Raw genomic sequence first — 22,747 nt, forward strand, 5'->3', positions numbered from 1 at the left:
CCCGCGGCCATTAGCTATCTACTTATGCCCCAGTGGCGATCCTAAGGCACCAGCACCGCGAAAAGCCGGACTTTTAAGCAAACCTTATTCCGCGGAATTCGGTGTGGGTGCGGATGCATCACCGGCGGCACGGCGGCCGGACCCGCGCCGATGCAACGGGACAAGCAATCTACAAGACGGCCCGCGAGTGGTCGATTAACAACCCTTGAGGCGCGCCGCCAGATAATCCGACACGGCATTCATCGGCACCCGCTCCTGGGACATGTCGTCGCGGCGGCGCACCGTCACGGCGTTGTCCTCGAGTGAGTCGAAATCCACCGTCACGCAGAAGGGCGTGCCGATCTCGTCCTGGCGTCGGTAGCGTCGCCCGATGGCACCGGCGTCGTCGAAATCGATATTCCAAAACTTCCGCAACTCGGCGGCCAGGTCTCGGGCCTTGGGACTCAAGTCGGCGTGCCGGGACAGCGGCAGCACCGCGGCCTTGACCGGTGACAGGCGCGGATCCAGCCGCAGCACCGTGCGTTTTTCCATCTTGCCCTTGGCGTTCGGGGCTTCGTCCTCGGTGTAGGCGTCGATCAAGAACGCCATGAACGACCGCGTCAGACCGGCGGCGGGCTCGATGACATACGGGGTGTACCGGGTGTCGGTCACCTGGTCGTAGAACGACAGGTCGACGCCGGAATGCTTTGCATGCGTCGACAAGTCGAAATCGGTGCGGTTGGCGACACCTTCCAACTCGCCCCACGGATTACCGGCGAAGCCGAACTTGTACTCGATGTCGACGGTGCGATCGGAGTAGTGCGACAGCTTGTCGGCCGGATGTTCAAATAGCCGCAAGTTCTCCGGATCGATACCCAGTTCGACATACCAGTGCAGGCGGGTGTCGATCCAGTACTGATGCCATTCCTTGGCGGTCGAGGGCTCGACGAAGAACTCCATTTCCATTTGTTCGAACTCGCGGGTCCGGAAAATGAAGTTGCCCGGGGTGATCTCGTTGCGAAAACTCTTGCCGATCTGACCGATTCCAAAAGGCGGCTTCTTGCGGGCGGTGGTCACCACGTTGGCGAAGTTGACGAAGATGCCCTGCGCGGTCTCCGGACGCAGATAGTGCAGGCCCTCCTCGGTTTCGATCGGACCGAGGTAGGTCTTGAGCATCATGTTGAATTCGCGCGGCTCGGTCCACCGGCCGGGTTCGCCGGTCTCCGGGTCGCGGATGTCGGCCAGCCCGTTGGGCGGCGGGTGTCCGTGTTTGGCTTCGTAGGCTTCAATGAGATGGTCGGCGCGATAACGCTTGTGGGTGATCAGTGACTCGACCAGCGGGTCGTGGAAGACCTCGACATGGCCGGAGGCCACCCAGACTTGCCGCGGCAAGATGATCGCCGAATCCAGGCCCACGACGTCGTCGCGACCGGTGACCACCGAGCGCCACCACTGGCGTTTGATGTTCTCCTTGAACTCCACACCCAGCGGGCCGTAATCCCACGCCGATCGGGTGCCGCCGTAGATCTCCCCCGAGGGAAAGACGAAGCCGCGCCGTTTGGCCAGGTTCACTACGGTGTCGATGACGGACGCCACGGGGTGGTGCACTCCCTTTCCGGGTTTGAGCGGGCACGCGCGGCGCTCGACCGCGGTGCGCAGAGCATCAGTCATGGTAGCGATCGGCACCGCGGTCTTTGACATGCGTCATCATGCATGTGACAGTGGATGGCAGCCGACAACGACTTTCACCGGCGACTACTTTCCCACTACCAGGCACTTCTCGAGGTGATGCCGCCCCATGATGACGTCCCCGTCACCTTCTGCCTCGATGCCGGCCGCCGCGGATGGCGACTCGGACCCGGGCCTCCTCGCCCACGACCACGACGCGCTGGGCGCCGCCGGGCACTCCGGAGGGGCCGCCTATCCCGTGCCGCCGCCGCGGGACATCCTCGATGCCGCCGGTGAGTTGTTGCGCGCGCTGGCCGCGCCCGTGCGCATCGCCATCGTGCTGCAGCTGCGCGAGTCGCACCGCTGCGTGCACGAGCTGGTGGACGCGCTCGGCGTGCCCCAGCCGCTGGTCAGTCAGCATCTCAAGATCCTCAAGGCGGCCGGCGTGGTCACCGGGGAGCGATCCGGGCGCGAAGTGCTTTACCGGCTCGCGGATCATCACCTCGCGCACATCGTGGTGGATGCCGTCGCGCACGCCAGTGAGGAGCCGCGCCAATGACCAGGGTCAGCGTCCGCTCCACCCGGCAGCGGGCGGCGATCTCCACGCTACTGGAGACCCTCGACGAGTTCCGCTCGGCCCAAGAGCTGCACGACGAGCTGCGCCGGCGTGGCGAGAACATCGGCCTGACGACCGTCTACCGGACCCTGCAGTCAATGGCCGCGGCCGGGATGATCGACACGCTGCGCACCGACACCGGCGAATCGGTCTACCGCCGATGTTCGGAGCACCACCACCACCATCTGGTCTGCCGCAGTTGCGGCGCCACCATCGAGGTGGGCGATCACGAGGTCGAACAGTGGGCCAGCGAAGTGGCTGCCAAGCATGGCTTCTCCGACGTCAGCCACACCATCGAGATCTTCGGCACCTGCTCGGATTGCGGGGGCCGGTAACCGGTTACGCCGTCAGCGCCCGACGTATCTCGGCGCCGGTGTCGAGCACCAGCAGGATCAAGGTCCGCAGGGCATCGTCGGTCAGGCCGGCGCCGGGGAAGTTATAGCGCAGCATCACGTCGGCGGTTTTCGCAGCACTCCTGCCCGAATTGCGTTGCACCGCTTTATCGTTGACCTTCTCGACCATGGTCACGCTACCGAAGTTGCTGTCGCGGGCCTGCTTGGCCACCTGCTCGCTGAGCTTCTTGGTCGACGGCAGATCCCACGCCAGTATCTGGGTGAGCGAGACCAGATCGAGGCCCTCGGCGATGTTGACCACCCGCAACGAGGCAATGGTGGCGTCGTGGCGCACCGTCACGGCGCCGTCGGCCTCCGCCTCGAGCGGAAGGACGTCGCCGAGTATCGATGCCAGGCGCTCCTGCAGCGGCGGCACTATGCGCTCCCGAATCTGCGGTTGCGGGAGGCGTATTCCTCACACGCCGCCCACAGGTCGCGGCGGTCGTAGTCGGGCCACAGCTTGTCCTGAAAGACGTATTCGGCGTAGGCCGCCTGCCACAGCATGAAGTTGCTGGACCGGTGCTCCCCCGAGGTCCGCAGGAACAGGTCCACGTCGGGGATGTCGGGCCGCTGCAGGTGATGCGACACGGTCGACTCTGTGACGCGCTCGGGGTTCAGCCGGCCGGCGGCGGCCAGACGCGCGATTTCCCTTGTCGCCTCGGCGATCTCGGCGCGACCGCCGTAGTTGACGCAGTAGTTGACGGTGATGACGTCGTTGTCCTTGGTCAGGTCTTCGGCAATCGCCAGTTCGTTGATCACACTGCGCCACAGGCGCGGCCGCGAACCCACCCACCGGATCTTGACCCCGATGGTGTTCAGGTTCACCCGGCGCATGCGCACCACGTCGCGGTTGAATCCCATCAGAAAGCGGACCTCCTCGGGGGAGCGCTTCCAGTTCTCGGTGGAGAAGGCGTACAGACTGAGCCACTTGATGCCGAGTTCGATTGCGCCACAGACGATGTCGATGACCACCGCCTCGCCCGCCTTGTGACCGTCGGTGCGGGTCAATCCCTGCTGGGTGGCCCAGCGGCCGTTGCCGTCCATCACGATGGCCACATGGTGGGGCAATCGGTCGGCCTCGATCTTGGGCGCGGCCGCCTTGGAAATGTGCTGTGGGGGCCGGCACGGCCCACCGTCGGCCGGGGGCGGCAGCTCGGGAAAGACGACCGGCCAGGTCGACTTGTCAGGGAACACCGGGTAGTCGTCGGGCGCGGGGGGCAGCTGCGGGAAATCGGCTGACGCCGTGGCGAGCTCGGCCTTTCGGCCCGAGCCGCCGGCCCAGAGTTTAGCCACAGTCCATATCCTGCCCGATCAGCGCCGCGCGCTGGTCGGCGATGGTGCGGTCGGCGTGATACGTCCGTTCCACCAGCGGCAGGGTCTTGAGCTGCCGCTCCAGATGCCACTGCAGGTGCGCGGCCACCAGACCGCTGACGTAGTTACGGTGCGACTGCGGGGTCTGCTCGGCGAAGTCCCAATCGCCGTCGTGCAGCGCGGACATCAGGTCCAGCACCCCCGGGGGCGGCGTCGTCGAACCGGCCGGGCGGCAGTGTGTGCAGACGCTGCCGCCGGCGCCGACGTGGAACGCCCGATGGGGACCGGGCGTGGCGCACCGGGCGCACTCGTTCAGCGCGGGCGCCCAGCCTGCGATGCCCATCGCGCGCAACAGGTAGGCGTCCAGCAGGAGGTCTCGGGACCGGCGGCCGTCGGCCACCGCCCGCAACGCGCTCACCGTGAGCCCGTGCAGCGCCGGGGCGGGTGCCCGCTCCTCGCCGGCGAGGCGTTCGGCGGTTTCCAGCATGGCGCACCCGCACGTGTAGCGGCCGTAGTCGTTGACGATGTCGGTGGCGAACGCGTCAATGGAGACGACCTGGGTGACGATGTCGAGGTTGCGGCCGGGGTGCAGCTGCGCGTCGATATGCGCGAACGGCTCCAGCCGAGCACCGAATTTGCTGCGGGTGCGGCGCACGCCCTTGGCAACCGCGCGGACCAGCCCGTGCTCACGAGTCAGCAGGGTGACGATCCGGTCGGCTTCACCGAGCTTGTGCTGGCGCAACACAACAGCTCGGTCTCGGTATAGCCGCATCACAATAGTTTTGCACCCCGCCGCGACATTACGGGTATCCGCGCCGTTAGTCTCGTACCCCGTGATTGGCGCTTCTGGGTCGGGTCCCGGGTCCATTTCCGGATCCGGCCACCGGCGCCTGCCCACGCTCACTGACCTGCTCTATCAGCTGGCGAGCCGCTCGGTGACGTCCACCACACTGGTCGGTCGCTCGCTGCACGCCATCCACGCCAGCCAGCCCACGCTCAACGCCTTTCGGGTGGTGCTCACCGAGTCGGCGCTGGCCGACGCCGCCGAGGCCGACCGACGCCGCGCGGCCGGCGACACCGCCCCGCTGCTGGGGATCCCGATCGCGGTCAAAGACGACGTCGACGTTGCTGGCGTGCCCACCGCCTTCGGGACCGAGGGGACGGTCGCGCCGGCGACGCACGACGCCGAGGTGGTGCGCCGTCTCAAGGCGGCCGGCGCGGTGATCGTCGGCAAGACCAACACCTGCGAGCTCGGCCAGTGGCCGTTCACCAGCGGACCCGGTTTCGGGCATACCCGCAACCCCTGGTCGCGCCGGCACACCCCGGGCGGATCGTCGGGGGGCAGCGCCGCGGCGGTGGCGGCCGGACTGGTCACCGCGGCCATCGGCTCCGACGGCGCCGGCAGCATTCGCATCCCGGCGGCGTGGACGCACCTGGTCGGCATCAAGCCGCAGCGCGGGCGCATCTCGACCTGGCCACTGCCGGAGGCGTTCAACGGCATCACGGTCAACGGCGTGCTGGCCCGGACGGTGGCCGATGCGGCGCTGGTGCTCGACGCCGCCTCCGGAAACGTGGAGGGAGACCGGCACAAGCCGCCGCCGATCGTCGCCTCCGACTACGTGGGCAAGGCGCCCGGCCCGCTGAACATCGCGCTGTCCACCCGGTTCCCCTACACCGGCTTCCGGCCGAAGCTGCACCCGGAGATCCTGGCCGCGACGCGGGCAGTCGGCAAGCAACTCGAACTGCTCGGCCACACCGTGGTGCCGGGCAACCCCGATTACGGCATGCGGCTGTCGTGGGACTTCCTCGCCCGGTCCACCGCAGGCCTGCGCGATTGGGAGGAGCGGCTGGGCGACGGGGTGGTGCTGGACCCCCGCACCCTGTCCAACCTGCGCCTGGGCGCCGTGCTGGGCCAGGCGATCCTGCGCAGCGCGCGTCGCCACGAAGCCGAAGACCAGCGCCGGGTCGGCTCGATCTTCGACATCGTCGACGTGGTGTTGGCGCCGACGACGGCCCAGCCCCCACCCCTGGCACGCGCCTTCGACCGGTTGAGTGGGTTCGGCACCGACCGCGCCATGATTGCGGCGTGCCCGCTGACGTTCCCGTGGAACGTCCTGGGCTGGCCGTCGATCAACGTTCCGGCCGGCTTCACCTCCGAGGGCTTGCCGATCGGTGTGCAGCTGATGGGCCCGGCGAACAGCGAGGGCATGCTGATCTCGCTGGCCGCCGAACTGGAAGCAGTCAGCGGGTGGGCGAGCCAACAGCCCCAGTCGTGGTGGGACCAGACGACGGACGCGCCGGGCGCCGCCGGGCCCCACGCCTGACGCCGGTGTTTACGCAGGTAACTAGGACGAATTAGCCGCTGACAACTCGGGTATTCGTTGGCGATGGACCAATCGACCGCTCCCCTACTCGATGCGCTGGCCGATTATCGGGCCGAGAACCGTTACGGATTCACGCCACCGGGCCACCGCCAGGGCCGCGGCACCGACGACCGCGTCCTGCAGGTGCTGGGCCGCGAACCGTTCCTCGACGACGTACTGGCCAGCGGCGGGCTGGATGACCGCAGAACCAGCAACCAGTATTTGAAGCACGCGGAGGACCTGATGGCCGAAGCCGTCGGCGCCGACGTCGCCTGGTTTTCCACCTGTGGCAGCTCCCTGTCGGTCCGGGCGGCGATGATGGCCGTGGCCGGCGGCGACGGCAGCCTCCTGGTCGGGCGCGACAGTCACAAGTCGATCGTGGCGGGGCTGATCTTCTCGGGTGTGCAGCCGCGCTGGATCACTCCGCAATGGGACGCCGACCACCACTTTTCCCATCCACCCTCGCCGCAGCAGGTAGACGAGGCGTGGGACAAGCATCCCGACGCCGCCGGGGCGCTCATCGTGAGCCCCAGCCCGTACGGCACCTGCGCCGACATCGCCGGCATCGCCGAGGTGTGCCATCGGCGCGGAAAGCCGTTGATCATCGACGAGGCGTGGGGGGCACCTCTGCCGTTCCACGACGACCTGCCGACCTGGGCGATGGATGCGGATGCGGACGTCTGCGTGGTCAGCGTGCACAAGATGGGCGCCGGTTTCGAACAGGGCTCGGTGTTCCATGTGCAGGGCGACCTGATCGATCAGGACCGCCTGTCGGCCTGCGCGGATCTGCTGATGACGACCAGCCCCAACGTCCTGCTGTATGCGGCCATGGACGGATGGCGCCGGCAAATGGTGGAGCATGGACACGAATTGCTCGGCGCCGCACTGGATCTCGCACACAAATTGCGTGCGGACATCGAAACTTTGCCCGGCGTCGAGGTGCTCGACGACGAGCTACTCGGGGCGCAGGCGTCCCACGACCTGGACCGCTTGCAGGTGCTGATGGACGTCTCGGGCACGGGCACCTCCGGTTACCAGGCCGCCGACTGGCTGCGCGCGAACGCTCACGTCGACACCGGGATGAGCGATCACCGCCGCATTCTGGCCACCCTGTCCTTTGCGGACGACAAGGCCACCGCCGGCCGTCTCACCGATGCGCTGAGGGCGTGGCGCAGGGCGGCCGACGACTTCGACCGCCCGCCGCAGATTGACCTGCCCTCTCCCGACGAGCTCCAGTTGGAGACTGTGTGTCTGCCCCGCGACGCGTTCTTTGGGCACGTGGAGGCGGTGCCCACCGATCAGGCCGCCGGGCGGATCGCCGCCGAACAGATCACGCCCTATCCCCCGGGCATCCCGGCGGTGGTGCCCGGAGAGCGTCTCAATGAGGCCGTGCTGAATTACTTGTGTTCCGGCGTGCGCGCCGGGATGAACACCCCGGATGCCGCCGATGCGTCGATGAAAACGATTCGGGTGCTGGCCTGATCCGCCGGGCCATCGGTTCAGTTGCCCCGCGGTTTCGACATCACCCGATTGCCAACGGCTTTGACCGTGTCCGGTAGCAGGCGGTTCGCCGCACCCATGACTTTTGTCAATGCGGAGCCGGCCACCACCTTCTGATCGCCTTGCATCAGCGCCTCGAATCCCTGCCGCGCGACCTGGGCGGGGTCGTCCTTGCGCATTTTGCCCATTAGGGAATCCACCATCTTGGCGCGGCCGAAGAAGTTGGTGTCGGTCGGTCCGGGCATCAAAGCGGTGACAGTGATTGCCGTATCGCGCAATTCGTCGTGCAGCGCCTGGGCGAAGGATTGGATGAACGACTTCGACGCGTTGTACACCGGCTGATAGGAACCCGGTATCTGCGAGGCGATGGACGAGGTGAACAGCACCTTGCCCGCATTGCGATTCGCCATGTCACGCAGAACCAGCTTGGCCAGGTGCACGGTGGAGCGCACGTTGAGATCGATGATGCTGAGGTCGTCGGCGAGCTCGCTCTTGAGGAACATTTCCCCGCGGCCGATCCCCGCATTCAGCGCGGCCGCGGCGAGCACGCGGTCGCCTTCGATTGCGCTCTCGTACACGTGCTCCACCCCCTCGGGGCCGCGCAGGTCCGCCTGGACCGGCTGCACCGCCGCGCCGAACTGCGAGAGTTTGCCGGGCACGTCGTTGATCCCGTCGTCTTCGGCGGCAACGACCAGGTCATAGCCATGCTGGGCGAACTGCTTGGCCAGTTCGAATCCGATGCCGCTGGACGCGCCGGTGACGAGCGCGAGTTGAGGTTGCGTCATAGGCCGCGGCTACCCGGGGCGAAGGCGACCAAACGCGCGGCGGATGCGCGCACCAAATTCACCCGGGCCAGATGCGTCGCCTCTGCTCGGCATATGGCCTTTTCCACGTGCGCTAGCGGCGGTGCTAGCACGAACGAAAGTCACCTCTTGGTCCGGCGACCGCGGGCGACGCCGTCGCGTGCGATCGCTAAAAGCCCAGCCGACCAAGCTGTTTGGGGTCGCTCTGCCAGTTCTTGGCAACCTTGACCCGCAGATCGAGGTAAACCTTTGTCCCCAACAACTTTTCGATCTGGGCACGCGCGGCGGTGCCCACCTCCCGCAGCCGGGCACCGCCCTTGCCGATGACGATTCCCTTCTGGCTGTCGCGTTCGACGTAGAGCAGGGCATGCACGTCGATCAGGTCGTCGCGGTCCTCCCGCGGGTTGACTTCGTCGATGACCACCGCCAACGAATGCGGCAGTTCGTCGCGCACGCCCTCGAGGGCGGCCTCCCGGATGAGCTCGGCCATCAGGACCTCTTCGGGTTCGTCGGTCAGCTCACCGTCGGGGTAGTACGCCGGGCCGGGCGGCAGCGCCGTGGCCAGCACGTCGATCAGGATGTCGACCTGCGCCCCGGTGACGGCCGACACCGGCACGATCTCCGCCGAGTCACCCACCAACTCGCTGACCGCCACCAGCTGCGCGGCCACCCGGTCTCTGGGCGTCTTGTCGATCTTGGTGACGATCGCGACCAGCGTCGTCTTCGGCGCGGTCGCGCGGATCTGTTCGACGATCCACCGGTCGCCCGGACCGATCGCTTCGTCGGCCGGGATGCACAGCCCGATCACGTCGACTTCGGAATAGGTATCGCGTACCAGATCGTTGAGTCGCTTGCCCAGCAGGGTGCGCGGCCGATGCAGGCCCGGCGTGTCGACCAGGATGATCTGGAAGTCGTCGCGGTGCACGATGCCGCGGATGGTGTGCCGGGTGGTCTGCGGCCGCATCGAGGTGATCGCGACCTTGGTCCCGACGAGCGCGTTCGTCAGCGTCGATTTGCCGGTGTTCGGACGGCCCACCAAACATACGAAGCCGGAACGGAATTCAGTCATGCTGCTCGGATTCCTCGCCATCGGATGAACCGTCGGATTCGATCGGGCTGAGCAGCACGGTATTGATCCGCACCCGACCCCGGTGATCGGTGCCGCCTTCGGCCTGCAGCCGCAGACCGTGCGAGACCACCTCGGCGCCCGGCAGCGGCACCCGGCCCAGCTCGAGGGCGAGCAGGCCGCCCACCGTGTCGACGTCGAAATCGTCGTCGAACTCCACCCCGTACAGCTCGCCCAGGTCCTCGATCGGCAACCGCGCCGACACCCGGAAGTGCTTGTCGCCCAGGTCTTCTATCGGCGCCGTCTCCGCCTGGTCGTACTCGTCGGCGATCTCGCCGACGATTTCCTCCAGCACGTCTTCGATGGTGACCAGGCCGGCGATCGCGCCGTACTCGTCGACGAGCAGGGCCATGTGGTTGCGGTCGCGCTGCATTTCCCGCAGCAGCGAGTCCAACGGCTTGGAGTCCGGCACGAAGACGGCCGGCCGCATCACCTTCGACACCGGCGGGGTGCGGCCGCCGTCACCGGACAGAACCGTCTGCTGGACAAGGTCTTTCAGGTACACGACGCCCACGATGTCGTCGACGTTTTCGCCGATGACCGGGATGCGGGAATGCCCACTGCGCACCGCCAGGTTGATGGCCTGGCTGGCGAACTTGTCGCTTTCGATCCAGATCATCTCGGTGCGCGGCACCATCACCTCGCGGGCCGGGGTGTCACCGAGTTCGAAGACCGACTGGATCATCCGCCGCTCCTCGGCGGCCACCACGCCGCGCTGCTGCGCCAGGTCGACGACTTCACGCAACTCGATCTCGGAGGCGAACGGGCCGTTGCGCAGGCCACGGCCGGGCGTCACCGCATTACCCAGCACCACCAGCAGGCGGCTGATCGGCATCAGCAGCCACGAAATTGCCTGCAGCGGAAGGACCGTCGTCAGCGCAATGGAGTAGGCGTTCTGACGGCCGAGGGTACGCGGTCCCACGCCCATCACGACGAAGCTGGTGACCACCATGATGGCGGCGGCGCCGAACAGCCCCCACCTGAGCCCGAAGTTGTCGTAGAGGAACACCACCAGCAGCACGGTCGCCGTGATCTCGCAGGTGATCCGCAGCAACACCACCAGGTTGATGTAGCGGGGCCGTTCGGACATGACCTTGGACAGGGCCACCGCGCCGGGCCGCTCGTCGCGCACCAACTCCTGAACCCGGGCCAGCGACACCGTGCTGATGGCCGCATCGATCGCCGCGAACAGTCCGCCGAGCGCGATCAGCGCGACTGCACCGAGCAGCTCAGACCAGCCGGTCATGAATCAGCGTTCTGCTCCTCGGCCCGGCTCCGGCGAGCGAGCAGCCAGGCGACCAGGCCGACCACCACCGCGAACCCCCCGAAGCGCAGCGCCAAAGTCCATCCGGACTGATTGGGCTGACCGGGCTCCTGATGATGCACGGCCAGCAACACCAGGAAGCTGCCATCGTCGGTCGGCCCGACGCCCGGCGTGGGCTGGGTCTTGATCACCCTGATCTGGGCGGGCGCGCTGCTGGTGTTGTCGATCTGCCCGAAGGCCAGGGTGGAGTCGTCGAGCAGGAAGGTGTCCTGGCCGCCCGCGGGTTGACTCCCGTCGTGACCCACCACCGACACGTGGCCCACCTCCACGGTCTCGCCCTTGGCGGGAACGAACACCGTGACGTTCTCGTACAGCTTCGGCGGCGCCGGCGGCTTGTAGTCGGGCGGCGGCGGACCGTTGTAGCCGTTCAACGGAATTGAGCCCCCGCCATAGAAGCTGCCCGCGGCCACGTAACTGTCACCCACCGCGGTGAACGGGACGACGCCGACGGTCGCGGCGTCGAGCACCATCCGGCCTCCGCGCGGCAGGTACGCCTCCTGATAGGCGCCGTTGTAGAAGTAGCGGAACGTGATCGGCTGGTTGAGCGGGTTGTAGATGGTCGGGCGGCGATAGGAGTCGTCGTAGTCGAGGTAGTCCCAATGGCGCGGCCGGACGAACTTCTGATCATCCACCTTGAGAATGTCGACGTTCTCCCGGTGCGAACTCACGACGTTCTGCACCCGCTGGTTGAAGTCCACCTGGGTCGGCGGTTTCGGGGGGTTGGCGGGATCGACCCGCGCCACGGGTGCGGCCTTGGCCGCCGCGATCGCCAGCGAGGGCGCGTCCAGCCCGCGCGGCGGCGCCACGACCGGTGCGTTGCGCGGCGCGTCGGGGCCCGGCGGCGGGATGTCCAGCACCGGGACGTTTTGACCCGCGTTGGGCGGCGGGAGGACCAGTGGGTTGTGCGCCGGCGGCGGCATCGGGGGCGGCTCGTACGCCGGGATGGGAACTTCCGGCACCGGCGTGGGCGCGTTGCTCGGGGGTCCCTGGACCCCGCGGCGATCCTCGTTGCACACGTTCGCGGTGTGATAGGCGTTCACGTAGAACATGCAGTGCTGGCAGGAATCCGGGTTCGATCCGGCGCCCGCGCACGGGGCCGCCTGCGCCACCGAAGCGTTGGTGGTGACCACCATCGACAGCGGTGCGAAGGCGATGGCGGCGGCCGCCAGGATGCGAAGTGGCCTCAATGGTCGAAATACCTTGACTTGTCGAGCAATCGGCGGTCGCGTTCGGATTGGCGGTCCTGGTGGTAGGCCTCGACCTGCTCGGCGACCCACTCTTCGAGCAACCGGTCCTGCAGGGCGAACATCTCCTTTTCCTCGTCCGGCTCGCCGTGGTCGTAGCCGATCAGATGCAGCACCCCGTGGATGGTCAGTAGCGCCAGCTCGTGCCCCAGGCTGTGCCCCGCCGAGGCGGCCTGGCCGGCCGCGAATTCCGGGCACAGCACGATGTCGCCCAGCATCGAGGGCCCCGGCTCGGGGGCGTCCGGACGCCCGCCCGGCTCGAGCTCGTCCATCGGAAAGCTCATCACGTCCGTCGGGCCGGGCAGGTCCATCCAGCGCATGTGCAGGTCCGCCATCGCGGCGGTGTCCAGCAGCACCATCGACAGCTCGGCCGCCGGATTGACGTCCATCTTGGCGATGACGAACCGCGCGACGCTGATCAGTTCGGCCTCGGAGACGTCGATACCCGATTCGTTGGATACCTCAATGCTCATGAAATCCGCTCACCGCACCATCATCGACGACCGCGCGAGCCCGTCGCCCGCCGCGCCGCCCGGTTCAATGTCAGGCCGGGCTCGTCAAATTTCGCATAGGCGTCGACGATCTCGGAGACCAGCCGGTGGCGAACCACGTCCACGCTGGTCAGCTCCGCAACATGGATGTCATCGACGCTGTCCAGGATTTCCATCGCCGAGCGCAGGCCCGACTTGGCGCCGCCCGGCAGGTCGACCTGGGTGATGTCGCCGGTGACGACGATCTTGGATCCGAAGCCGAGCCGGGTGAGGAACATCTTCATCTGCTCGGCGGTGGTGTTCTGCGCCTCGTCGAGGACGATGAACGCGGAGTTCAGCGTGCGTCCCCGCATGTAGGCCAGCGGCGCCACCTCGATGACCCCGGCGGTCATCAGTTTGGGGATCAGTTCGGGATCCATCATGTCGTAGAGCGCGTCATACAGCGGCCGCAGATACGGATCGATCTTCTCGCTTAGGGTGCCGGGCAAAAAGCCAAGGCGCTCACCGGCTTCCACGGCCGGGCGGGTCAGGATGATGCGGCTGACCTGTTTGGTCTGCAGCGCGTTGACCGCCTTGGCCATCGCCAGATAGGTCTTGCCGGTGCCGGCCGGGCCGACCCCGAAGACGATGGTGTTGGCGTCGATGGCGTCGACGTAGCGCTTCTGGTTGAGCGTCTTGGGCCGGATGGTCTTTCCCCGCCGCGACAGGATGTCCAGCGTCAGCACTTCGGCCGGTGACTCGTTGTCGGTGCCGGCCAACATGGCGACGCTGTGGCGAACCACCTCCGGGGTCAACGGCTGACCGCCGGCGACGATGGCGACCAGCTCGGAGATCACCCGCTCGGCGAGCGCGACGTCGGCGGGTTCACCCGCGACGGTGACCGCGTTGCCACGCACGTGCAGGTCGGCTTTCAGGCTGCGCTCGAGGGCCCGCAGGTTTTGGTCGGCCGAACCCAACAAGCCCATCACGACATCGGGCGGAACGTCGATGCTGCTGCGAACCTGAGCAGAGGTCGGGACGGCTCCGGCTGCGTCAGCAGCGCTGGTCTCGCGGGGCGTCACGTGGCTCTCGATGCCTGCTTTCTCGGCTTGTCGGTGGGTTGCTGGGCCGTCTCAGTCTACGCCGAGGGCCCGGATTGGTCAGCGTTCAGCAACGTACTCGACGTCGGGTCGGTGTCGCGAACCCGCAGCGTGTGGCCGTTTGCCGGAACGTCGCTGCGCTGGTCCCACCTCGGGGTCAGCACGCCGAGGGCGCCCAGCGCGACCGCCGCGGCGCTCGACGTCCGCAGCACCTGGGGCCCGAGCCGCACCGCCGTCGCGCCCGCCTCGGACAGCGCCGCCATCTCGTCTTCCGCGATGCCGCCTTCCGGACCGACCACCAGCAGCAGCGATTCCGCTTGAGCCAGCCCGACATCCGCGAGCCGGTCGGTGGCCGACTCGTGCAGGGCGAGCGCCGTCGCGCCGGCGGCTACCTCGTCGCGGATCCGCCGGGTCAGCTCGGCGGTGGACAGCACGCCATCGACCGGCGGGATGTGCGCCCGACGGGATTGGCGGGCCGCCGACCGGGCGACGGCACGCCATCGCCGCAAACCCTTGTCGACCCGGTTGCCCTGCCAGTTGGCCACGCACCGCGCGGCATGCCAGGCCAGGAACGCGTCGGCGCCCGCTTCGGTGGCCAACTCGATGGCCAGCTCCGAGCGCTCCGACTTCGGCAGCGCCTGGACCACCGTCACCCGCGGGGATCCCGGGGGAACGGTCCAGCGTTCGAGCACCCGCGCGCGCAGCCCGTCGCGCCCGGCGTGCTCGACCTCGCAGTGGGCCAGGGCCCCGGCGCCGTCGCCCAGCACCAGCCGCTCGCCGGGGCGGATGCGCCGCACGGTCGCGGCGTGGAAACCCTCGTCACCGCCCAGCACGGCCAGCGAGCCGGGCTCGGGCAGATCGTCGAGGTAGAACAGGGTCGCGACCATGTGCGCGCCTTCGCGGCTCCCCGCTAGCGTCCGGTGAAGGTTTCGCGCAGCCGGCTGAACAAGCCGCCCCCGGCGTGCGTCGAGCGGACCTCGGGCACGTCGCGGTTGCGGCGGGTCTTGAACTCGCGCAGCAGTTCGGTGTCGCGGTGGTCCAGCCGGGCCGGAACGACGACCTCGACGTGCACATGCAGATCGCCGCGGGTGCCGGAGCGCAGGTGCGGCATGCCGTGGCCGCGCAGGGTGATGACCGACGCCGGTTGGGTGCCGGGCGGGATGGTGATTTCGCTGACGCCGTCCAAGATGGCGTCGACGGTGACGGTGGCGCCCAGCGCCGCGTCGACCATCGGCACCGAAACCGTGCAGTGCAGATCGTCGCCTTCGCGGACGAAGACGTCGTGGGGCTGTTCGTGGACCTCGACGTAGAGGTCGCCGGCCGGGCCGCCGCCGGGCCCGACCTCACCCTGGGCGGCGAGCCGCACGCGCATGCCGTCGCCGACACCCGCGGGGATCTTGACGCTGATCTCGCGGCGGGCCCGCACCCGGCCGTCGCCCATGCATTGATGGCACGGGTCGGGGATGACGACGCCGACGCCCCGGCAGGTCGGGCAGGGCCGGGACGTCATCACCTGGCCCAGCAGCGAGCGCTGCACGGTCTGCACCTCGCCGCGACCGCCGCAGGTGTCGCACGGGACCGGCGCGGAGTCGCCGTTGGTGCCCTTGCCTTGGCATCGATCGCAGAGCACCGCGGTGTCGACGGTGACCTGCTTGGTCACGCCGGTCGCGCACTCTTCGAGGTCGAGGCGCATGCGCAGCAGCGAGTCCGAGCCCGGCCGTACCCGCCCGATCGGGCCGCGGGAGGTCGCGCCGCCGCTGAAGCCGCCACCGAAGAAGGCCTCGAACACGTCGCCCAGGCCACCGAATCCGGCGCCGAAACCACCGCCCGCCGCGGCCGCGTTCTCCATCGGATCGCCGCCGAGGTCGACGATCCGCCGCTTCTCGGGGTCGCTCAGCACCTCGTAGGCGACGCTGATCTCCTTGAATTTCGCCTGCGCGGCCTCATCGGGGTTGACGTCCGGATGCAGTTCGCGCGCCAGCTTGCGGTACGCGCGCTTGATCTCCGCGTCGCTGGCGTTTCTGCTCACGCCGAGCAGCCCGTAGTAATCGCGTGCCACGCTTGACTCTCCTATACCTGGTCTTTCCCCGCGCCTACCCACCCTGCGGGTGCGCGTTCATCGAGCACCCAGGACTTCGCCGATATACATGGCAACCGCAGCAACGCTGGCGATAGTTCCCGGATAGTCCATCCGGGTGGGCCCCAGCACACCCATTCCCCCGTAAACGGTGTCGGAAGTGCCGTAGGCGGTGGTCACCACGGAGGTGCCCAATATCTGCTCGGCGGCCGTCTCGTGGCCGATGCGCACCGTCACCTTACCGGCTTCCTGCTGGGCGGCCAGCAACCGCAACACCACCACCTGCTCCTCCAGCGCCTCCAGGATGGAGCGCAACGAGCCGCCGAAATCGGCCGCGTTACGGGTCAGGTTGGCGGTACCGCCCAACAACAGGCGCTCTTCGGTGTGTTCGACGAGGGATTCCAGCAACACCGTCGCCGACCGGCCGACGGCGTCACCCAGGCCGTCCGGGCTGCGCAGCTGTCCGGCGAGGTCGGCCACCGCGACCGAGGCGGCCGACAGCTTCTTTCCCACCAGCGCCTGGCCAAGCATCTCGCGCAGCTGGGCCAGTTCGTGCTCGTCGATGACGTCACCGAGTTCGACGACCCGCTGGTCGACCCGGCCGGAGTCGGTGATGACGACCATCAGGAGCCGGGCCGGGGTCAGGGCGATCACCTCGAGATGGCGCACGGTGGACGACGACGCCGTGGGGTACTGCACGACGGCGACCTGCCGGGTCAGTTGCGCCAGCAGCCGCACCGCCCGGCGCAGGACGTCATCGAGGTCGACCCCGGACTCGAGGAAGCTCTGGATCGCGCGCCGTTCGGCCGACGACAGAGGCTTGACGTCGTCGAGCCGGTCGACGAATTCGCGGTAGCCCTTCTCGGTGGGCACCCGTCCGGAACTGGTGTGCGGCTGGGTGATGTAGCCCTCGGCCTCCAGCACCGCCATGTCGTTGCGGACGGTGGCGGACGAGACGCCGAGGTTATGTCGCTCCACCAACGCCTTGGAACCGATCGGTTCTTTGGTCGCGACGAAGTCGGCCACGATGGCGCGCAGCACCTCGAACCGACGGTCATCGGCACTTCCCACCGGCCGCCACCTCCTTCGATACCGCCTTGACCGGATTCATTTTACGGGCCCGGGCGGCGTCGACCTCACCGGTGAAGCGCGAGCAGACGCAAAAGCACGCTGCCCGTCCGCGTTCGGGTGCTTTTGTGTCTGCTCGCCGGAACAACCGGCGTCCCGCTAGCCTTTCCAGAATGAACCGGTCGGGCCAGAGCAACGATTCGGGAAGGGTCGGCCGATGATCTTCAAGGGCGTGCGCGACGGCAAGCCGTATCCCGAGCACAACCTCTCGTATCGGGATTGGTCGCAGATTCCGCCGCAGCAGATCCGGCTCGACGAATTGGTCACCACCACAACGGTGCTCGCCCTGGACCGTCTGCTCTCCGAGGACTCCACCTTCTACGGCGATCTCTTCCCGCACGCGGTGCGGTGGAAGGGCATCACCTATCTCGAGGACGGCCTGCATCGCGCGGTGCGCGCCGCGCTGCGGAACCGCACCGTGCTGCACGCGCGGGTATATGACATGGATATGTCGCTGCACCCACCGAGGTGATTCGAGTGGTCACGTTCGGGCCTCACCGCGTGTCGACCTGGTAAGGACGTTGGTTTCCGCCACAACTTGCCAGGAGGACCGCCATGGCACGGCTGCAAGGAGTCTCCGACCGCGACGCCGGACTCGGCGCCAAGATCGCCTTCTTTTTCACGAGGCGCAAGCTCGCACGGATGACCGGGCTGGAAACCGCGGCGATGCTGGAACCGCTGCGGATGTATGCGCACATTCCGCGACTGCTCAACGCCTACGGCAGGTTGGAGCAGGCCGAGTCGAAACTCGACGTCCTCACCCCGCGCCAGCGGGCGCTGGCCGAGTTGAAAGCGGCGACGACGGTGCGCTGCGAGTACTGCATCGACCTCGGCTCTCAGATCGCCCGGCGCTGGGGCATCACCGACGAGGAGCTGCTGGCCCTGGCCAACTACCAGAGTGCGCCGTGCTTCTCCGACGTCGACAAGCTGATCCTGCAGTACGCCACCGCGATCAGCCGTACCCCCGTCGCGGTGACCGACGAGCTCTTCGATGCGCTGCGCGCGCACTTCGATACCGCCCAGCTGGTCGGCTTGACCCACGTCATCACGCTGGGCAACCTGCGCGCCCGCTTCAACATCGCGCTCGACATCGGGTCGTCGGGCTTCTCCGGTGACCGGGTGTGCGCCCTGCCCGAGACCGACCGCCGATGACGGCGGATGCGTCCCTGGCGGCACGCTTCGAGGCGGCCCGGCCCCAGCTGGGCGCCGTCGCTTACCGCATGCTGGGCTCGATCGACGACGCCCAGGACGCGGTGCAGGAGGCCTGGTTGCGCCTGAGCCGCACCGCCGGCGTGGACGGCGTCGTCAATCTCGACGCCTGGCTGACCACGGTGGTGGCGCGCATCTGCCTGAACATGTTGCGCGACCGCCGAACCCGGGGCCGCGACGAACATCTCGGCCGCCTGCCCGATCCGATCGTGGAGGCGGACGGCGAATCCGACCCCGAGCACCGCGCGATGCTGGCCGACGCGGTGGGGCTGGCGCTGTTCGTGGTGCTGGATACGTTGCCGCCGGCCGAGCGGCTGGCGTTCGTGCTGCACGACGTCTTCAGGGTGCCGTTCGAGCAGATCGCGGCCATCGTCGAGCGGACGCCGGAGGCGGCCCGCAAGCTGGCCAGCCGGGCGCGGCGCCGGATCGAGCAGGCCGATCCGTCGCCCGAGGGCACGGTGGCCGCGCAACGCGAGGTGGTCGACGCGTTCTTCGCGGCGGGGCGCAGCGGCGACTTCGACCGCCTGGTTTCGGTGCTCGATCCCGACGTGGTGTTGCGTGGTGACTTCGGTGCCCGCACCGCCGTCTTCCGCGCCGAGGGCGCGCAGCAGGTGGCCGGGCTGGCCCGCGGTTACGCCGGGCCGGAGCGCGAGGTCCGTTCGGCGACCGTGAACGGCGCCGCGGGCGCGGTGATCTTCGTCGCCGGCCGCGCGGCGTCCGTCATGGCCTTCGTGGTGCGCGGCGGCCGGATCCGCGCGATCGACGTGCTCGCGGATCCGGCCCGCATCGCCAGGTTGGACCTGAGCGCGTTACGCGCGGGTCACTGACCGGCGGCCTGCAACAACTCCATCGCCGACGACCGCGACAGCACCCAGCCGCCCTGGTTGACGAACGTGACGTTCTGCGTGACCGGCGACGTCAGCTTCGGGCCGGAGACCGCAACGTCGGCCGTGGCCGAACCGGCCGCGGCCGGCTGGATGTTCGTGACGTCGAACGACAGCGGCAGGTCGCCGTTCTTCGCCGCCTTCTGCAGCTTCTTGTCGGCGACGTGCGCTTCGATCCCGCTGATGCCGCCCTGCACCAGATTGCTCTTGTTGGCGAACGGGACACTCGGGTCGGCGAGGCTGGTGAGCACGCCGGTCAGCTGATCGGGAGTCGGCAGGTTGGCGCCCGCGACGGGCTGCGCCGGTGGCGGGTCCTGCGGAAGCGGCGCGCCGACAGTGGCGAGCCGCACCCCGGCGGCCAGCGCACTCGGGGTTGCGGTGGAGGCGACGCCGGCGGCAACGCCCCCGACGATGGCCAGGGCTGCCACCCCGGTGGCGATGGTTTTGACGATCTTCATGGTTCCCCCTTCGGTGGGCACGAATGTCGACGCAGGGTTGGCGATCCGCAACGCCGGTTCGTGGCGGTGTGGACGGTGTCAGCGTGCCCGTTGCGTTTGTTATTTCGTGTCTCGGCACCGATACGTTACGGCCATCCGATGTGCGGGCAACAGGAGAAGACTGTGTGCCGGCTGTGCGGGGGCGTCCGCCGTGGGCCCGATATGCCAAACCCCATGCGCCTGCGTTGCGGGGCGCATGGGGTTCGGCGATGTCGTCGGTGTCTTAGTTCGTTGCGGTCGCCGCCTGGATCAGCGCGATCGCCGCGTCGTGCTGCAAGACCCAGTTGCCGCCCTGGTTGACGAACACCAGGTGCTTGTTGACCGGCCCGGCGAACTTCGGGCCGGTGATGCCGACGTCGGCCTGGGCCAGGTTCGGCCCCGCCGGCGCGATGTTCGTCACGTTGAACTGCTCGGGGAAGTTCCCGTTGCGGTAGGCCTTCCGCAGGTCGTGGTCGGCCACCATGCCCTCGTTTTGAGGGATGCCGTTTTCGACGAGGTTGTTCTTGTCCCGGTAGTTGACGCCGGGGTCGGTTACTTGGGTGCACAGGTTGGCCAGCTGGTCAGCCGTCGGCAGCTGCCCCGGCGCGCCCGGCGGCGGGGGCGGAGGCGGCGGCGGATCCTGCGGCAGTGGCGCGCCGACGGCCGCCAACTGCACATGATCCATCGGTGCTGCAATGGAAGCCACGCCGGCGGCGGCGCCGCCAATGGCGGTCAGGGCCGCCACGCCCGTGGCAATGGACTTCACGGATTTCACAGGTCCCCCTTCGATGCACATGGACCGTGGCGGAATCCTGCGGATGGCCGCACACGGTCACACGTCTCCATGGTTGAAGATGGTGTAAGTGTGCCCTGTGACTTGGGATTTTGTGTCTCGGGTCGGTCACGTTACGACGACGCTACGGTCGCGACGTGTGAAAACACGCTAAATGGCCTGTGCCGCAAGTGGGTTTTGGCGCTGCAGGCACGCGGCCGGTTACTCCGCGGCGAGCGTTTCGATCAAGCTCTTGGGCCGGATGTCCGACCAGTTCTGTTCGACGTACTGCAGGCAATCCGCGCGGCTTGCTGCCCCGAACGCCACCCGCCAGCCGGCCGGTGTGTCGGCGAAGGTCGGCCACAGGCTGTGCTGGTCCTCGTCGTTGACCAGAACCACGAATGTCGCGTTCTCGTCATCAAAGGGGTTGGCGCTCATCGTGTCTCCTTCTCACGGGATACTTGGACGGGCTGACGGTGGATCCCAACACCCGATCGGACAGCAGGCCAAGGCAGCTCAGGTTGGGAAACCCGGGCCCCTGGGTGAGCCCGGACAGGTTCGGCAGGAACAACTTGGGTGTCACGTCGGTGACGGCCAGGTCATAACCTATCGCCTCCTGCAGTCGCTCCGAGGTCAGGGGCCCACCAAGGCCGAGTTCCAGCAGATCAAGCGCGTCCTGGCTGAATAACGATGCGAACCAAAGCGAGTCGGCGCCGGAGCCGTCGATGACGAGATCGAACCCGTGTACCGTTTCGAAGTTCTCACTGCCGCGGTTGGTGGACAGCGTCAACCGGATCTGCCCCTCCTTGCCGACCGCGTGGGCGACGCGGCCACGCAGGTGGTGGATGCGATCGTCGGCCAGCAACGCCTCCTGCACGTTGGACGAGAACACCCCACGGTCGGTGCGGGCCAACGCGTCGCGGCGTTCGGCCAGGGTCAGGGCCGGCCAGTTGGTGGGATCGGAGAACAGCGAGTTCTCGAAGAATCCCTCGCCGCGGGTGAACAACGTGGCCTGCGGGGAGATCACGGTGATGCTCGAAACCCGGTGGCGGAACAGCTCATAGAGCATCGCCGCGGCCGTCTCGCCACCGCCGATCACCGCCACCCGCTCCGCATTGATCCGGTCGTGATTGGCGGCGCGGTCCCAGAACTGGGCGATCGACAGCATGCGCGGATTGCCGGGCAGCAAGGACTTTTCGGCCTGGCCGGGGCCGGTGATCATCAGGGCATCGGCGTGCACGGTGGTTTCGTGTGTGTGCAGCGCCCAGCGGTCACCGGTGATCGCCAGTCGTTCGACGTCACCGTGCACCACATTCATGCCCACGTGGTCGGCGACCCAACTCAGGTACTGGCTCCACCGGCGATGCGTCGGTGCCGGCCTGCCACGATCGATCCACTCGGCGAACGATGCCGTGGCGATCAGATAGGACTGCCAGCTGTACCGGGTCATCCGCTCGTCGAGTTCGGCGTTGCGGCGCGGCACCAGCGCCGAGCGGTAGGGAAACCCGACGTCCTTTTCCGGGCTGGTACCGAGCCGGTGCGCGCCGTCGGTCCATCCGCCGCTGGCCTGCCAGTTCGCCGCGACACCGATCCGCTCCACGGCCACCACGTCGGGAACCTCGACGCCCATCTCGCGCAACGCGAAGGCCTTGGCCGCGACGGCCACCGCCTTGGCGCCGGCCCCCACGATCGCCAGTGTGCTCATTTCACCATCTCCCGCAGTGATTCGATCCAAAGCTCTTGCAGCGCAGCAATATCGGAGCCATCGAGAATGTCGGGCAGTGCGCGCCACTGCGCGGCCAGCACCCGCTCCCCGTCAAAGGTCAGCACCATCGCCGCGATGGTGAGCTCATGACGCACGGCCAGCTCCGGCTCCGGCACCGGCGACGCGCCGGCGAGCAGCTCGCGTTCGAGCCGCAGCCCCGTGCCGCCGTCGGCGTGGGCGGCGCCGAGGTAATTCAGCAGCAGTTGCGGGGGCCGGAAGCCGGCGAGCCGCTCGGCGGTGTCGGCCCGCAGGTAGCGCAGCAACCCGTAGTCGAGTCCGTCGCCGGGGATGGAAGCCAGCTGCTCCCCCACCCTGCGCGGGTCGGTCGAGTCCAGCCTCACCGGGTAGATGGAGCTGAGCAGCCCGACGGTGTCGCTGGTGTCGATGGTGTGTGCGCCCGGGCCGTCAACCAAACCGTCTGCGCGGCCGTGTGTTTCGAGCGCCAGCAGCGGTGGCGGGGTGGGCTGGCCGCGCAGCTCGCGCCAGCGGGTCACCGTCGCCGCGGTGGCGGTGACCAGCAGCGTGGGCAACGGCAGACCA

At 68.0% G+C, this 22,747-nt stretch carries 24 protein-coding genes and 1 pseudogene; 7 read left to right on the top strand and 18 right to left on the bottom strand.

Features of this window, described 5'->3' with window-relative positions; genetic code table 11:
* Positions 1-195: 195 nt before the first annotated feature.
* Positions 196-1,587: a glycine--tRNA ligase gene (locus A5646_RS16525; protein ID WP_066869656.1), complete on the bottom strand. Its 1,392-nt coding sequence runs from the start codon at positions 1,585-1,587 to the stop codon at positions 196-198.
* Positions 1,588-1,777: 190 nt separating this feature from the next.
* Here A5646_RS16525 and A5646_RS16530 point away from each other — a divergent pair, with 190 nt between their 5' ends.
* Together A5646_RS16530 and A5646_RS16535 are read left to right on the top strand one after the other, a co-directional pair.
* Positions 1,778-2,206, top strand: a complete 429-nt coding sequence (locus A5646_RS16530) for a helix-turn-helix transcriptional regulator (RefSeq protein WP_197497975.1) — start codon at positions 1,778-1,780, stop codon at positions 2,204-2,206.
* Positions 2,203-2,598, top strand: coding sequence for a Fur family transcriptional regulator (locus A5646_RS16535; protein ID WP_066869589.1), 396 nt, complete (start codon positions 2,203-2,205; stop codon positions 2,596-2,598). The genes A5646_RS16530 and A5646_RS16535 overlap by 4 nt, the downstream gene beginning before the upstream one ends.
* Before the next feature lie 4 nt (positions 2,599-2,602).
* Here A5646_RS16535 and A5646_RS16540 read toward each other — a convergent pair whose 3' ends face one another.
* From A5646_RS16540 to recO, 3 genes are read right to left on the bottom strand one after another with little or no spacing between them, the layout of a single operon-like run.
* The gene (locus A5646_RS16540) at positions 2,603-3,031 is read right to left on the bottom strand and encodes a hypothetical protein (RefSeq protein WP_066869587.1); all 429 of its coding nucleotides are present in this window, start codon (positions 3,029-3,031) and stop codon (positions 2,603-2,605) included.
* The gene (locus A5646_RS16545) at positions 3,031-3,948 is read right to left on the bottom strand and encodes a decaprenyl diphosphate synthase (RefSeq protein ID WP_082984765.1); all 918 of its coding nucleotides are present in this window, start codon (positions 3,946-3,948) and stop codon (positions 3,031-3,033) included. The genes A5646_RS16540 and A5646_RS16545 overlap by 1 nt, the downstream gene beginning before the upstream one ends.
* Positions 3,941-4,738 carry a DNA repair protein RecO gene (gene recO, locus A5646_RS16550; RefSeq protein ID WP_066869584.1) on the bottom strand — a complete coding sequence of 266 codons (798 nt, stop codon included), beginning with the start codon at positions 4,736-4,738 and terminating at the stop codon, positions 3,941-3,943. Before recO ends, A5646_RS16545 begins: the two co-directional genes overlap by 8 nt.
* Before the next feature lie 61 nt (positions 4,739-4,799).
* Between recO and A5646_RS16555 the strand changes: the two genes are divergently transcribed.
* Both A5646_RS16555 and A5646_RS16560 read left to right on the top strand, forming a co-directional pair.
* Positions 4,800-6,290: an amidase gene (locus tag A5646_RS16555; RefSeq protein WP_067022735.1), complete on the top strand. Its 1,491-nt coding sequence runs from the start codon at positions 4,800-4,802 to the stop codon at positions 6,288-6,290.
* Between the two features lie 63 nt (positions 6,291-6,353).
* Positions 6,354-7,811, top strand: coding sequence for an aminotransferase class I/II-fold pyridoxal phosphate-dependent enzyme (locus tag A5646_RS16560; protein ID WP_067022737.1), 1,458 nt, complete (start codon positions 6,354-6,356; stop codon positions 7,809-7,811).
* A gap of 17 nt (positions 7,812-7,828) precedes the next feature.
* Here the strand turns inward: A5646_RS16560 and A5646_RS16565 are convergent, their stop codons facing one another.
* The 9 genes from A5646_RS16565 to hrcA form a co-directional block, all read right to left on the bottom strand.
* Positions 7,829-8,614: an SDR family oxidoreductase gene (locus A5646_RS16565; RefSeq protein ID WP_067022740.1), complete on the bottom strand. Its 786-nt coding sequence runs from the start codon at positions 8,612-8,614 to the stop codon at positions 7,829-7,831.
* A 187-nt stretch (positions 8,615-8,801) separates the two neighbouring features.
* Positions 8,802-9,701 carry a GTPase Era gene (era, locus tag A5646_RS16570; protein ID WP_067022743.1) on the bottom strand — a complete coding sequence of 300 codons (900 nt, stop codon included), beginning with the start codon at positions 9,699-9,701 and terminating at the stop codon, positions 8,802-8,804.
* The gene (locus A5646_RS16575; RefSeq protein WP_066869568.1) at positions 9,694-11,004 is read right to left on the bottom strand and encodes a hemolysin family protein; all 1,311 of its coding nucleotides are present in this window, start codon (positions 11,002-11,004) and stop codon (positions 9,694-9,696) included. Before A5646_RS16575 ends, era begins: the two co-directional genes overlap by 8 nt.
* Positions 11,001-12,215: a hypothetical protein gene (locus A5646_RS16580; protein WP_066869650.1), complete on the bottom strand. Its 1,215-nt coding sequence runs from the start codon at positions 12,213-12,215 to the stop codon at positions 11,001-11,003. The genes A5646_RS16575 and A5646_RS16580 overlap by 4 nt, the downstream gene beginning before the upstream one ends.
* A gap of 50 nt (positions 12,216-12,265) precedes the next feature.
* Positions 12,266-12,799, bottom strand: coding sequence for an rRNA maturation RNase YbeY (gene ybeY, locus A5646_RS16585; RefSeq protein ID WP_066869564.1), 534 nt, complete (start codon positions 12,797-12,799; stop codon positions 12,266-12,268).
* 20 nt (positions 12,800-12,819) lie between these two features.
* On the bottom strand, positions 12,820-13,878 hold the full coding sequence (locus A5646_RS16590) for a PhoH family protein (protein ID WP_066869562.1): 1,059 nt from the start codon (positions 13,876-13,878) through the stop codon (positions 12,820-12,822).
* 56 nt (positions 13,879-13,934) lie between these two features.
* Positions 13,935-14,783: a 16S rRNA (uracil(1498)-N(3))-methyltransferase gene (locus A5646_RS16595; protein ID WP_066869559.1), complete on the bottom strand. Its 849-nt coding sequence runs from the start codon at positions 14,781-14,783 to the stop codon at positions 13,935-13,937.
* Between the two features lie 23 nt (positions 14,784-14,806).
* Entirely contained in the window at positions 14,807-15,955 is a 1,149-nt protein-coding gene (gene dnaJ, locus A5646_RS16600) for a molecular chaperone DnaJ (RefSeq protein ID WP_067022746.1), read from the bottom strand.
* Between the two features lie 57 nt (positions 15,956-16,012).
* On the bottom strand, positions 16,013-17,044 hold the full coding sequence (gene hrcA, locus A5646_RS16605; protein ID WP_066867767.1) for a heat-inducible transcriptional repressor HrcA: 1,032 nt from the start codon (positions 17,042-17,044) through the stop codon (positions 16,013-16,015).
* A 214-nt stretch (positions 17,045-17,258) separates the two neighbouring features.
* Here hrcA and A5646_RS16610 point away from each other — a divergent pair, with 214 nt between their 5' ends.
* The 3 genes from A5646_RS16610 (at position 17,259) to A5646_RS16620 (ending at position 19,137) form a co-directional block, all read left to right on the top strand.
* Positions 17,259-17,573 (top strand): type II toxin-antitoxin system VapB family antitoxin, encoded by a 315-nt coding sequence (locus A5646_RS16610; protein ID WP_066867769.1) that lies wholly within the window; start codon positions 17,259-17,261, stop codon positions 17,571-17,573.
* A gap of 83 nt (positions 17,574-17,656) precedes the next feature.
* Positions 17,657-18,253: a carboxymuconolactone decarboxylase family protein gene (locus tag A5646_RS16615; protein WP_067022749.1), complete on the top strand. Its 597-nt coding sequence runs from the start codon at positions 17,657-17,659 to the stop codon at positions 18,251-18,253.
* Positions 18,250-19,137, top strand: coding sequence for a sigma-70 family RNA polymerase sigma factor (locus A5646_RS16620; RefSeq protein WP_066867774.1), 888 nt, complete (start codon positions 18,250-18,252; stop codon positions 19,135-19,137). Before A5646_RS16615 ends, A5646_RS16620 begins: the two co-directional genes overlap by 4 nt.
* Here the strand turns inward: A5646_RS16620 and A5646_RS16625 are convergent.
* From A5646_RS16625 to A5646_RS16645, 5 genes and pseudogenes are all read right to left on the bottom strand, one after another.
* A complete protein-coding gene (locus A5646_RS16625; RefSeq protein ID WP_066867777.1) occupies positions 19,131-19,652 on the bottom strand; it encodes a hypothetical protein in 522 nt (173 codons plus the stop codon). The genes A5646_RS16620 and A5646_RS16625 overlap by 7 nt on opposite strands.
* Before the next feature lie 262 nt (positions 19,653-19,914).
* Positions 19,915-20,445: a hypothetical protein gene (locus A5646_RS16630; RefSeq protein WP_067022751.1), complete on the bottom strand. Its 531-nt coding sequence runs from the start codon at positions 20,443-20,445 to the stop codon at positions 19,915-19,917.
* A gap of 219 nt (positions 20,446-20,664) precedes the next feature.
* Positions 20,665-20,880 carry an MbtH family protein gene (locus tag A5646_RS16635; RefSeq protein WP_067022754.1) on the bottom strand — a complete coding sequence of 72 codons (216 nt, stop codon included), beginning with the start codon at positions 20,878-20,880 and terminating at the stop codon, positions 20,665-20,667.
* Positions 20,861-22,147, bottom strand: coding sequence for an NADPH-dependent L-lysine N(6)-monooxygenase MbtG (gene mbtG, locus A5646_RS16640; protein WP_067022757.1), 1,287 nt, complete (start codon positions 22,145-22,147; stop codon positions 20,861-20,863). Before mbtG ends, A5646_RS16635 begins: the two co-directional genes overlap by 20 nt.
* Positions 22,144-22,747, bottom strand: a pseudogene (locus tag A5646_RS16645) (non-ribosomal peptide synthetase); the annotation flags it as partial. The pseudogene A5646_RS16645 and the gene mbtG, both read right to left, overlap by 4 nt.

This window comes from Mycobacterium sp. 1245499.0 (assembly GCF_001673615.1).
Lineage (GTDB): Bacteria > Actinomycetota > Actinomycetes > Mycobacteriales > Mycobacteriaceae > Mycobacterium > Mycobacterium europaeum_A.